Raw genomic sequence first — 12441 nt, 5'->3', positions numbered from 1 at the left:
CTTAATCGGAGAGGAAATTGACATGACGACAAGACGTAAGTTTCTGAAGACTGCAGGGGTTGGGGTTGCAGCTGCACCTCTGGCCACGCCAGCACTGGCGCAGAGCACGATCACATGGCGGATGCAGACCTATGCTGGCCCCGCACTGGCGGCGCATGTGATCGATCCCGCGATCGAGATGTTCAACAAGATTGCTGGTGACCGGATGCAGATCGAGCTGTTCTACGCTGATCAGCTTGTCCCCACCGGAGAGCTGTTCCGCGCCATGCAGAAGGGTACCATCGATGCGGTGCAGTCCGACGATGACTCGATGGCCTCGCCCACCGAAGTCACGGTGTTTGGCGGCTATTTCCCCTTTGCCTCACGCTATTCGCTGGACGTGCCGGTTCTGTTCAACCAATGGGGACTGAATGAGATCTGGGACGAGGAATATTCCAAGGTCGGTGTCAAACACATCAGCGCCGGTGCCTGGGATCCCTGCCACTTTGCAACCAAAGACCCGATCAACAGCCTCGCAGATCTGCAGGGCAAACGCGTCTTCACCTTCCCGACTGCGGGCCGGTTCCTGAGCCAGTTCGGCGTCGTACCGGTCACACTGCCATGGGAAGACATCGAGGTTGCGGTTCAGACCGGCGAGCTGGACGGTATCGCATGGTCAGGCATCACCGAGGACTACACCGTCGGTTGGGCAGATGTGACCAACTACTTCCTGACCAACAATATCTCGGGTGCCTGGGCTGGTCATTTCTTTGCGAACATGGATCGCTGGAACGAGTTGCCCGAAGATCTGCAGACGCTGTTCAAAGTGTGCTGTGACCAATCACACTACTACCGTCAGTGGTGGTATTGGGGTGGTGAGGCCAATTTGCGCGTCAACGGCACCAAGATGCAGCTGACGAGCATTCCGGATGAAGAATGGGCAACCGTCGAAGAAGCCGCCGTGAAATTCTGGGACGAAATCGCCGCAGAATCCGAGACCAAAGCAAAGGTCGTGGATATCTTCAAACGCTACAACGCCGAAATGCTCAAGGCCGGCCGGCCTTACCGCTACGGCTGATAAAACTGGACCGGCCCGTTCGAATGCGGGCCGGTCGCAACGGAGATCAAGAATTTTCGACGAAAATTCTAGCGCATCGCAGGGGTAGTTTATGCTGACATTCGAGCATCTTAAGGCGCAGGTTTCTGCCGGTGAAATTGACACCGTGTTGGTGTGTATGGTCGACATGCAGGGGCGTTTGATGGGCAAAAGGTTCCATGCGGGCCACTTTGTGGCTGGCGCATGGGAGGAAACCCATTGCTGTAACTACCTGTTGGCCACGGATCTTGAGATGGCGACGCCCGATGGTTATGCCGCCACCAGTTGGGAGCGGGGCTACGGCGACTATGTCATGAAGCCGGATTTGAGCACTCTGCGCCCGGTGCCGTGGCTGGAAGGCACAGCTATGGTGATGTGCGACGTGCTGGACCACCACACGCATGAAGAAGTACCTCATGCGCCCCGTTCGATCCTGAAACGTCAGATCGAGCGACTGAAGGTCATGGGCTATGACGCCATGTGCGCGACCGAGCTAGAGTTCTTCCTGTTCGAAAAAAGTTTCGACCAGATCCGCAAAGAGGGTTTTCGTGATCTGGAACCGATCTCAGGATACAACGAGGACTATCATATCCTGCAGACCACCAAGGAAGAGCATGTGATGCGCCCGATCCGCAATCATCTGTGGAATGCGGGGATACCGGTTGAGAATACGAAGGGTGAGGCCGAGACCGGGCAGGAAGAGCTGAACATCAAATACGCGCCGGCGATGGACACGGCCGAGTATCACTCGATCGCAAAAAACGCGGTGAAAGAGATTGCGTGGCAGCACGGTCATGCGGCGACTTTCCTGCCGAAATGGCATCATGAGAAAGTCGGCAGTTCCTCACACGTGCATCAGTCGCTTTGGGCGGATGGGGTGCCGATCTTTTTCGACGAAAAAGATCCGCTTGGAATGTCGGCGATCATGAAAAGCTATATGGCGGGTTTGTTGAAGTACGCCGCCGATTACACTTATTTCATGGCACCTTACATCAACAGCTACAAGCGGTTCATGAAGGGTACTTTTGCGCCGACGCGGATTATCTGGTCGGTGGATAACCGGACTGCGGGTTTCCGTTTGTGCGGAGACGGTACCAAAGCGGTTCGGGTGGAATGCCGTATCCCGGGCTCGGACATGAACCCATATCTGGCGATGGCGGGGATGCTGGCTGCGGGGATCGCTGGCATAGAAGAAGGGCTGGAGTTGCAGCCCCCCACCACGGGCGATGTTTATCAGGGTGAGACCGGAATGATCCCGGGCAATCTGCAAGCGGCGCGGGAAGCGCTGCATGGCTCGACCATGTTGCGCACAGCAATGGGGGATGAGGTTGTCGATCACTATGCTCGCGCGGCCGAAGTGGAGATCGAGGAATTCGAGCGCGTGGTGACCGATTGGGAAATTGCCCGCGGGTTTGAGCGGGCTTGAGAGGGTGGAAGCGAGGGGCCAGCCCCTCGCGCTCCCCGAGATATTTATGGCCAGATGAAGCAGGGATCCTGTTTCTTTCGGAAATGGAGTGAATATGGGACAGATGTTGAAATGTGTCTCGCCGATTGACGGGTCGGTTTTTGCCGAACGCGAGGTGTTGTCACAGGACGCCGCTTTTGAGGTTGCTGCGCGTGCACGTGCGGCTCAGGCAGCGTGGGCGGTGCGTCCGCTGCAGGAGAGGATTGATCTTGTCATGGCGGGCGTTGCCGCAGTTGGTGCGATGAATGATGAGATCGTGCCAGAGCTTGCGCACATGATGGGACGTCCTGTGCGCTATGGCGGTGAGTTTGGCGGGTTCAACGAACGTGCCAGCCATATGGCCGGGATCGCCGAAGCGTCTCTGGCCGATATCGCCGTGGGCGAGGATGGGACGTTCAAGCGCTACATAAAGCGCATCCCCCATGGGGTGGTATTCGTTGTGGCACCCTGGAATTACCCATACATGACAGCGATCAATACGGTAGCTCCGGCGCTGATCGCTGGTAATACGGTGGTGTTGAAACATGCCACACAGACGCTGCTGGTGGGCGAGCGTATGGCGCGGGCCTTTCATGCGGCGGGTGTGCCGGAAGACGTGTTCCAGAATGTCTTTCTGAGCCATGCCGTGACCAATGATCTGATTGCAGGCAGGGCGTTTGATTTTGTGAACTTCACCGGCTCGGTCGGTGGTGGACAGGCGATGGAGCGCGCGGCGGCAGGGACCTTCACCGGCGTCGGCACCGAACTGGGCGGCAAGGATCCGGGCTATGTGATGGAGGATGCCGATCTGGATGCGGCGGTGGATACTCTGATTGATGGCGCCATGTTCAACGCGGGTCAGTGCTGTTGCGGGATCGAGCGGATTTACGTGCATGAAAGCCTTTACAATCAATTCGTCGCCAAAGCGGTGGAAATCGTGAAGGGGTATAAGCTGGGCGATCCGCTGGATGCGGAGACAACGATGGGCCCGATGGCCAATGTGCGCTTTGCCGATGAGGTACGGGCGCAGATTGCCGAGGCGATCGAGGCTGGCGCGGTGGCCCATATCGACACTTTCCCCGAGGATGATGGTGGCGCATATCTGACACCTCAGATTCTGACCAATGTCACCCATGACATGCGCGTTATGCGGGATGAGAGTTTTGGGCCCGTCGTGGGCATCATGAAAGTGTCCTCGGACGAAGAAGCCATCGCGCTGATGAATGACAGTGAGTTCGGCCTGACTGCGAGCCTCTGGACACGAGATCTGGACCGGGCGGCGCGTGTCGGTGATAAGGTCGAAACCGGTACGGTTTTCATGAACCGGGCGGATTACCTCGACCCCGGTCTTTGCTGGACCGGATGCAAGAACACCGGGCGCGGTGGCGGCTTGTCTGTCATCGGTTACCACAACTTGACACGTCCCAAGTCTTACCACCTGAAAAAAGTAACGAGCTAAGGACGATCTGCTTGCCCCGGATTAACCCCCTCGCCGGGGCAGGCCCCTAAAACAAAGGAAATCTGACATGACACTTGTTGGAAACTGGTCCTATCCGACCGCAATCAAATTCGGGGCGGGGCGGATCAAGGAATTGCCCGAAGCCTGTGCTGCAGCCGGGATGAAACGCCCGCTTTTGGTCACGGACAAAGGGCTCGCCGACTTGCCGATCACCACGGCGACGTTGGATATCATGGAAGCCGCAGGGCTGGGTCGCGGATTGTTCAGCGATGTGGACCCGAACCCCAATGAAAAGAACCTTGAGGCCGGTGTAGCGGCCTATAACGCGGGCGGCCATGATGGGGTGATCGCGTTCGGTGGAGGCTCGGGGCTGGATCTGGGCAAGATGGTTGCCTTCATGTGCGGTCAGTCGCGCCCTGTCTGGGATTTTGAGGACATCGGCGACTGGTGGACCCGCGCAGTTGCCGACGTGATTGCCCCGATCATCGCGGTGCCGACCACAGCCGGGACGGGGTCGGAGGTCGGACGTGCCAGCGTCATCACTAATTCCGAGACGCATGCCAAGAAGATCATCTTCCACCCCAAGGTCCTGCCAACGGTCGTTATCTGCGATCCTGAGCTCACGGTAGGCATGCCCAAGTTCATCACCGCCGGTACTGGTCTCGACGCTTTTGCCCATTGCGTTGAGGCGTATAGCAGCCCGCATTATCATCCCATGTCTCAGGGCATAGCGCTGGAAGGCATGCGGCTGGTTAAGGATTATCTACCGCGTGCCTATGCCGATGGCACCGATATCGAAGCCCGTGCCCAGATGATGAGTGCTGCAGCGATGGGGGCGACAGCTTTCCAGAAGGGTCTTGGTGCGATCCATGCGATGAGTCACCCGATTGGAGCGGTGTTCAACACCCACCACGGCACGACAAACGCGGTCTGCATGCCGACCGTGCTGGATTTCAACGCGCCCGCCATTGCGGATCGTTTCCAACAGGCAGCGGCTTATCTGGGCATCGATGGCGGCTTCGACGGCTTCCGCGCCTTTGTGCAGGAGTTCAACAACTCGCTCGGCATTCCGCGTAAACTGTCCGACCTGGACGTGACCGAAGCGTCGATCCCCGAACTGGTCAAAGGCGCGATCATCGACCCGTCCTGTGGCGGCAACCCGATCGAGCTGACCGAGGACAATCTGACCACGCTGTTCAAAGCCGCGCTTTAACAGGCTTGCAGATATCATCCCTCACCTCTCATACTGATCAGAGGTGAGGGAGATTTTCATGACAAAAGAGATTGTTCTGATCCACGGGGCCTTTGCCGGGCCATGGTGCATGCAGGATTACGCCGCGTTCTTCCACGCACGCGGCTGGACAGTGCATACACCCGCGCTGCGCTTTCATGGCGGAGATCCCAAAGCGGATCCCGATCCCGGCCTGACTGATACCAGCGTCATGGATTACGCCGATGACATTGCCGATTTCGTGCAGGGGTTGGACGGCAAACCGGTTCTGCTCGGGCACGCTATCGCAGGGGTGGTGGCGCAGCAGGTGGCGTCTCGGGGCTTGGCCAGTGCTATCGTCCTGATCAACCCGAACGCGGCCTGGGGCACCTTGCCCGAAACCGATGACGAACGCGTCGTGCCGCGCGCGCTGATGGAGGGCGGGGCATTCTGGAAACAGCCCATGCGCGTCGATTTTGATCTGATGGCCCCGTTTGCGCTGAACAAGATGCCCGAGGCGCAGCAGCATCAAGTGTTCGACCAACTCGGCCCCGAAAGCGGTCGGGTGATGTTCGAGATGTTCTTTTGGATGTTCGACGACCACCACGCGATGAAGGTCGACATCGACAAGGTCGATTGCCCGGTTCTGATCGTCTCGGGTGCCGAGGACCGGGCTGTGAATCCAAGTACCTGCCGCGCGTTGGCGAAGCTCTACGGAGACCGCGCGACATTCCTGTCCGTCGAGAACCACGCGCATTTTCTGTTCATGGAACCGGGGTGGGAAGAACCTGCCGGGCAGATTGCCTATTGGCTGGATCAAAAGCTAGGTTAGCGCGCGCGCCTACTTGCCAAACTGAAACGTGATCTGCTTTACAAGCTGAGCGAGCCATCGTCATTGCGATGACCTCGCAGCAGCCGTTCCTCGCGCGCGCTGCCGGTTGAGGTGACAAACGAAAACGTCATTCAACTGCCAAAACCGTGGCTTGATGAGTGACCAAGCGGGGCAATCCTTGATGGTCCAATTTGAGAAAAATGCCGGTTTCTGGTACCATGCAAGGGCTGATGCAGGTCAGCTCTTTTTCGATTTCAATACTTTGTTGCGAGGATTTCATGGCCAAGTCTGAGAACTATTCCGACCCGAATCTTAAATTCCGCGACCGCGACGATGCGGCCAGGATCACCAAGGACGACATTCATATCTATCACAACCACGCGGTTTGTGAGACTGACAGCAAGGGCCACAAGACACCCGACAACCGCTCGCCCGAGGAACTGGTGGTGGATGCCTCCGAAGGGTTCATCCCGCTCTGGGCCGAGGGCACCACACTGCGCTGGCGGTTTCAGGAACAGTCGATGGCGATATTCGTTGATCCCGAAGGGGCCAAGGCCGCGATCCGCCAATTGTTCGCCGAAGCACTGCTGGCCTGGGGTGACGCGGTGCCGGTGCAGTTCACTGAACGCCACGATGCCTGGGATTTCGAGATCGCAGTCAGCCCGCAGGAAAATTGCTCGATCAACGGATGTACGCTGGCACGGGCGTTTTTCCCCGATGCCGGGCGGCATGATCTTTTGCTGTATCCCACTATGTTCACCCAGTCCCGCGCCGAGATGGTCGAGACCATGGCGCATGAGTTGGGCCACGTCTTTGGCCTGCGCCATTTCTTCGCCGATGTATCTGAAACCGCGTGGCCGGTTGAGATTTTTGGTGAGCACGAGAAGTTCTCGATCATGAATTACGGGCCGGAGAGCATGCTCACCGACAATGACCGGGAGGACCTTACGACGCTGTATGAAATGGTCTGGAATGGTTCGCTGTCGGACATCAACGGCACTCCGATCGTCCAGATGCGCCCGTTCAGTTTCTTCCGGCTGGCGGACGCGGGGGACAATCCATTTTTGATCATATGATCAGAAAAGACCGCGCCACCGAAAAGGGCTGAGGTCTTTTCCGCCTCATCCCCGCGGCGGATATCCCGTCGGTTTATTTGCCCAACCGAAACGTGCTTTGCGGTTTCCAGATGAGCGAGCCATCGTCATCGCGATGACACGGCAGCAGCCGTTCTTCTGGCGTGTAGACGGTGTTGTCGCCGGTCAGCATGATGAATGCACCCGGTGAGTAGGTCATGACGTAGTAGTAAAACTGCGTCTCGGTCCCGTTTCGAATGGAAGATGCGGTGCTGAGCATCGGCTGCGCGGACGCTTGTGAGACCAGCAGGGCCAGCCTGACGGTCAGTGCGACGGGGGTCAACGGGTAGGGTGATGGTGATGTTTCTGAGGCCGGGCGGAAGCCCGGCCTGGGGCTGCCGCAATGTGGTGCCCTACATTTGTTGAGGGATGGGCGTTGTCACCCATCCGTCATTTATTGTGTGAAATTACCTGCGATCCAGCGAATGGTGTCGTTGTATTTCGGCTCAGGGTATTCGGTCTGCAATTGCGAGATGAACTACTGCTTGCTGATGTCACCTTTGTACAGGGCATGGCTCAGATCACGGAACTGATCGGTCTGTGCCTCGGTGTCGATCGGCAGCCTCACTTAATTCGGGTTGCTCTGAATGGCCCGGTCCCCTCTATCCAGCGCTGCGAGATATCCGGCATCTTCATACGCGGGATGCTGGGCACCACAAGCGGCCAGCGCCGTTGTCAGGGCCAGCGCAGATGCGATCAGGGTTTTGCGGGAAAAAGTGAAACTCATATTCTAAAGTCCTTATAAGTCGTTCGCCCGGCAGCAGAGCTTGCCGGCTACTCGTATACGGCTGGTAGGTCGGGAAGAGGGCAGCTTCAAGCTTGACTCTGGGTTGTCACAGTCACGATTGCGCCAAGAGATGTTTCAAGGTGGGAGGGGCTGAGTGCAGCCATTCGGAGGAGCGTGAGGATTGGTAAGGAAGAAGGCGTGGTTGCACCGTCCAGCGGTAGTCAAGCGATGGGTGAGAGCACCCACCCTACGTTTGCCCGCCTAGTTTGCAGGCTGAGACCGAGGGTGAATAAATCTATCACGCTTGCTCGGTCGCAATCTGATGATTAGTCAATCTAGAGCTTGGACGCTTGGAACCTCAAATGTCGCTCTTAGAAGACGGATTGAGAGTAAGCGTGAACGGGATCAATGGGTTAGGCAAGTGGCAGGCTTAAGTCGTTTGTGGTGATATCGCTTGATCTGGTTCATTGTGCTCTAGGTGCCTTGCAACACGAACCGGGACGTTGATGGCGACTAGCGCGCTAAATTGTTTATTGTAAGTAATGCGTTATGCAGTGCGGAAAATGCGCTGTTCGGGTTTTGGGGCGATCCGTTGAACAAAATGACAACGGTCTCACCATCAGAAAACCGAAAAACTGTGGTGAAAATCCCCCGAAGGTTGCCCCAATGAGTCAGATGCTGACCGTTCTCCCCTATCCAAACATGCCAGCCAGAGGCGTAATAATCGACGCTCTGCTCGCCTGGTGCTGGGTTTTCAAACAAAGGTTTGGGAGCTGAAGCAAATGACCAGATTGCCTGGGCGTCGCCTAAAGCTCCACCAGCAATACCCAGGTTCGAAATCCAAATATGTTCTGTTTCAGCGCTCTGCACGCGCCTCCAACTGTTGCCGTGCGACTCCCAATTGGAACCGACCATGCCATAGAGGCGAACCTCGGCTGTCTCGTACATTATGTCGTCAAGGGTTTCATGCTGCTCAGGCGCAAGCAAGTCGTTTAAGAGGCAAAACCCAACATTTGAATACGCCGTTTTACTACCTGGATCATGATCGAGCAGCATGGTCTCCCACGTTGCGCGGGCGATTTCGGCGCAGCTTGCTGAATTGTCGAGACCAACCCGTTCAGGGGCAAAGATAGGGTCGAAACTGATATTTCTATCAAATCCTCCTCGGTGTGCCAGAAGGTCTCGCGGAGTGATCTGAGCGGCACGCGGATCGCGGGGTCGTGGGAGATCGATCAGATCGACGATTGGACTGTCCAAGTCGATCTGATCGTTGCTTGCTTTTTTGATCAGTGCAGTTGCTGCAATCGGTTTAGTGATCGAAGCCAGATAAAATGATTGTTCCGGTGACATGGCCGTATCGTTCAGTGGGTCCGATACGCCAAACGCTACAATTTTAGGCTGTGTCGATGACGAGCCGTATGCCAAAACCGCACCTGGAATTCTATGAGCTTCAAGAAAAGATGCAACAATATCTTCTGTGTCGGTGGACGGATGGGTTCGATCAGTCAACGCCATTATTACAAGGGCAATAACAACGAAGATAGCAGCCCACCTCAACCTCGCCCTACGGGTGTTGATCATTTGGTTCCTGTGTTACTGGGCGATCAATCTTGTGCCGTCCGCAATATTTGGACTCAGATATCAGCACGCTGATCCAAACTAGTTCAAACATCCAACTCCTCAACAAACCGCGCGTTTTCCTGAATGTACTGGAATCGCAGTTCGGGTTTCTTACCCATCAGGCGCTCGACCAGGTCGCCGGTCTCGCCGGGTTCGTCCTCATCAATCGTGACGCGGATCAGTTTGCGGGAGGCCGGGTCCATCGTGGTTTCTTTTAGGTCCTTGGCGTCCATTTCGCCCAGACCCTTGAAGCGGGACACGTCGATCTTGCCCTTGCCGCCCAGGCCTTTTTCCAGCCATTCGTCGCGCTCGGCCTCGTCCAGACAATAGACGCGCTTGGCGCCTTGGGTCAGACGATAGAGGGGCGGGCAGGCGAGATAGAGGTGACCCGCGTCGATCATCGGGCGCATCTGGGTGAAGAAGAACGTCATCAGCAGTGATGCGATATGCGCCCCGTCCACGTCCGCGTCGGTCATGATGATGATCTTGTCGTAACGCAGGTCGTCGACGTTGAACTTGGTGCCAAGGCCGACACCGAGCGCCTGTGTCAGGTCATTGATCTCGGCATTGGTGCCCAACTTGGAACTGGCCGCACCCAGCACGTTCAGGATTTTACCGCGCAGGGGCAGCAGGGCCTGCGTTTTGCGGTCTCGGCCCATTTTGGCGGACCCGCCCGCCGAGTCGCCCTCGACGATGAATAATTCCGTGCCGTCCCGTGTTGAACTACTACAGTCCACCAACTTGCCGGGGAGACGAAGTTTCTTAGTGGCGGACTTACGTTGTGTTTCCTTCTCGGCCCGTCGGCGCAGACGTTCCTCAGCCCTCAGGATGAGGAAGTCCAAGATAGCGCCGGCGGATTTCGTATCGGCGGCCAGCCAGTTGTCGAAATGGTCGCGGACCGAGTTTTCGACCAGCCGTTGCGCCTCGACCGTAGCAAGGCGATCCTTGGTCTGGCCGACGAATTCCGGTTCACTGATGAAGCAGGACACCAGCGCACAGCCGCCGGTGATCAGGTCATCACGGGTGATCTGGCCTGCCTTTTTGTTGTTGATCAACTCGCCGTAAGCCTTGATCCCCTTGAGGACTGCAGCCCAGAACCCCGCCACGTGCGTTCCGCCTTCGGGGGTGGGAACGGTGTTACAGTAGGACTGGATGAACCCGTCGCGCGAGGGGGTCCAGTTGATTGCCCATTCGACCTTGCCCGGGGTGCCGAACTTTTCCTGGAAATCCACGGTGCCAGCAAAGGGCTGCTCGGCATAGGTGGAGGAGCCGTTCATGGTTTCTTTCAGATAGTCAGAGAGCCCGCCGGGGAAGTGGAACGTGGCCTCGGTTGGCGTTTCGCCGTCATCGATGGCAGATTTCCAGCGGATTTCGACGCCCGAGAACAGGTAAGCCTTGGAGCGGATCGATTTGAACAGCCGCGCCGGTTTGAACTTGTGGTGGCCAAAGATATCCGCATCCGCGTGGAAGGTCACAGTGGTACCGCGCCGGTTCGGGGCCGCGCCGACTTTTTCAACGGGACCTAATGGGATACCGCGCGAGAAGCGCTGTTCGAACAGCTGCTTGTCGCGCGCCACCTGCACGACCATCGAATCCGATAGCGCGTTAACCACCGATGCGCCCACACCGTGCAGACCGCCCGAGGTCTGATAGGCCTTGCCCGAGAACTTGCCGCCCGCATGCAGGGTACACAAGATCACTTCCAGCGCTGACTTGTCGGGAAACTTGGGGTGCGGGTCGATCGGAATGCCGCGCCCGTTGTCTCGCACTGTCAGGGCGTAATCGGCATGCAGCTCCACCTCAATCCGGTTGGCGTGGCCCGCGACCGCTTCGTCCATCGAGTTGTCGAGGATTTCGGCCACCATGTGGTGCAGCGCGCGCTCATCGGTGCCGCCGATATACATGCCAGGGCGTTTGCGCACCGGCTCCAGCCCTTCAAGCACCTCGATGGACGAGGCGTCATAGGTGGCGGTCGCTTCTGGCGTCAACAGATCGTCGGGCATGGGTGCTGCTCTTGTTTTTGAGTTTCCCCTATTATGGCAGGTGATGTGGTCCGGGGGAAGAGGGGCGCGAGGTGTTGTGGGTGTTTTGGACTGCGATTGGTCTGAGCAGCTTTTGCGGCACTGAATCAACCGCTTGTTGCGTTACGCGAGAACGGGACTTTGTAAGCACGCTTAGCCTCCGCTTTAAACGCTCTTGAACGTTTGCTTTTAGGCGATTTCCGGACGGGCTTTCAGAACACTTAAGAAACTAGATTCGATGGACTGAGGAGTTCACTCTTTCTCTTCAATCAATAGCTCTTCAATCAGAACACACAAAAGTTGCGTTCTCGATTTAACATTGGCCTTTCTGTAGATGGAGTTGTTCTGCGACTTAATTGTGCCCTCACTGGTCTCACGCAATTTAGCTATCTCTGCGACAGACAAACCCTTTACAGTGAGTAGCGCAACATCTCGCTCCGCAGCGCTCAGATTCCAGCGATCGAATTGCAGCTCCAGCATCCGGAAAAACTCACCCTGCGCCATCTGCAGATTGTGCTTGATCTCCTGGTGTCGCAGCAAAAAGAGTTTGTGGCTCTGCCAGATCAACACCCCCCCAATAACAAAGCCGAACAGGGTGATGAGCGCGGTGATTTCGTGCACCACCCAGCTCACAGAGAAAAGATAATATCCGGTGATTTCGCCAATCAATTCAGCCGCAAACGCAAATGCGGAGATCGCATATGTAGCGATCCCCACTTTGAACATGGCGTCCTTGTTAAACCATTTGTTCAAACCTGGGACTCACTTGCGGGCAAGCGGAAATATACCTTAGTCATCATCTCCCTCACCATCGTCACCTTCGCCATCGCTTTCGCCACCGTCGTCGCCTTCGCCGTCACTTTCGCCACCGTCGTCGCCTTCGCCGTCACTTTCGCCACCGTCGTCGCCTTCGCCGTCAC

General features: G+C 56.9%; 11 protein-coding genes. 6 read left to right on the top strand and 5 right to left on the bottom strand.

The window, feature by feature from the left end; genetic code table 11:
- The first annotated feature begins 22 nt into the window (after positions 1-22).
- From ACR0AZ_RS20970 to ACR0AZ_RS20945, 6 genes are all read left to right on the top strand, one after another.
- The gene (locus ACR0AZ_RS20970; RefSeq protein WP_480470237.1) at positions 23-1057 is read left to right on the top strand and encodes a TRAP transporter substrate-binding protein; all 1035 of its coding nucleotides are present in this window, start codon (positions 23-25) and stop codon (positions 1055-1057) included.
- A gap of 91 nt (positions 1058-1148) precedes the next feature.
- Complete coding sequence (locus tag ACR0AZ_RS20965; RefSeq protein ID WP_480668175.1) at positions 1149-2501, top strand: glutamine synthetase family protein; 1353 nt, start codon at positions 1149-1151, stop codon at positions 2499-2501.
- A 94-nt stretch (positions 2502-2595) separates the two neighbouring features.
- Positions 2596-3978, top strand: a complete 1383-nt coding sequence (locus ACR0AZ_RS20960) for an aldehyde dehydrogenase family protein (protein ID WP_480668174.1) — start codon at positions 2596-2598, stop codon at positions 3976-3978.
- Positions 3979-4045: 67 nt separating this feature from the next.
- The gene (locus ACR0AZ_RS20955) at positions 4046-5191 is read left to right on the top strand and encodes an iron-containing alcohol dehydrogenase (RefSeq protein ID WP_480470234.1); all 1146 of its coding nucleotides are present in this window, start codon (positions 4046-4048) and stop codon (positions 5189-5191) included.
- A gap of 58 nt (positions 5192-5249) precedes the next feature.
- A complete protein-coding gene (locus tag ACR0AZ_RS20950; protein WP_480470233.1) occupies positions 5250-6020 on the top strand; it encodes an alpha/beta hydrolase in 771 nt (256 codons plus the stop codon).
- Positions 6021-6298: 278 nt separating this feature from the next.
- Complete coding sequence (locus ACR0AZ_RS20945; protein WP_480470232.1) at positions 6299-7096, top strand: matrixin family metalloprotease; 798 nt, start codon at positions 6299-6301, stop codon at positions 7094-7096.
- 73 nt (positions 7097-7169) lie between these two features.
- Here ACR0AZ_RS20945 and ACR0AZ_RS20940 read toward each other — a convergent pair whose 3' ends face one another.
- The 5 genes from ACR0AZ_RS20940 to ACR0AZ_RS20920 form a co-directional block, all read right to left on the bottom strand.
- Positions 7170-7436 carry a hypothetical protein gene (locus tag ACR0AZ_RS20940; RefSeq protein WP_480470231.1) on the bottom strand — a complete coding sequence of 89 codons (267 nt, stop codon included), beginning with the start codon at positions 7434-7436 and terminating at the stop codon, positions 7170-7172.
- 285 nt (positions 7437-7721) lie between these two features.
- Positions 7722-7880, bottom strand: a complete 159-nt coding sequence (locus tag ACR0AZ_RS20935) for a hypothetical protein (protein ID WP_480668173.1) — start codon at positions 7878-7880, stop codon at positions 7722-7724.
- Between the two features lie 513 nt (positions 7881-8393).
- On the bottom strand, positions 8394-9461 hold the full coding sequence (locus tag ACR0AZ_RS20930; RefSeq protein WP_480668172.1) for a serine hydrolase domain-containing protein: 1068 nt from the start codon (positions 9459-9461) through the stop codon (positions 8394-8396).
- 83 nt (positions 9462-9544) lie between these two features.
- A complete protein-coding gene (gene parE, locus ACR0AZ_RS20925) occupies positions 9545-11503 on the bottom strand; it encodes a DNA topoisomerase IV subunit B (RefSeq protein ID WP_480668171.1) in 1959 nt (652 codons plus the stop codon).
- 270 nt (positions 11504-11773) lie between these two features.
- Complete coding sequence (locus ACR0AZ_RS20920) at positions 11774-12274, bottom strand: helix-turn-helix transcriptional regulator (protein WP_480668170.1); 501 nt, start codon at positions 12272-12274, stop codon at positions 11774-11776.
- Between the last annotated feature and the right edge of the window lie 167 nt (positions 12275-12441).

The sequence above is a fragment of the Ruegeria sp. BE3 genome, from assembly GCF_056538865.1.
The sequence above is the reverse complement of the archived record's forward strand: the minus strand, read 5'-3'. Positions and strand labels throughout refer to the sequence as shown.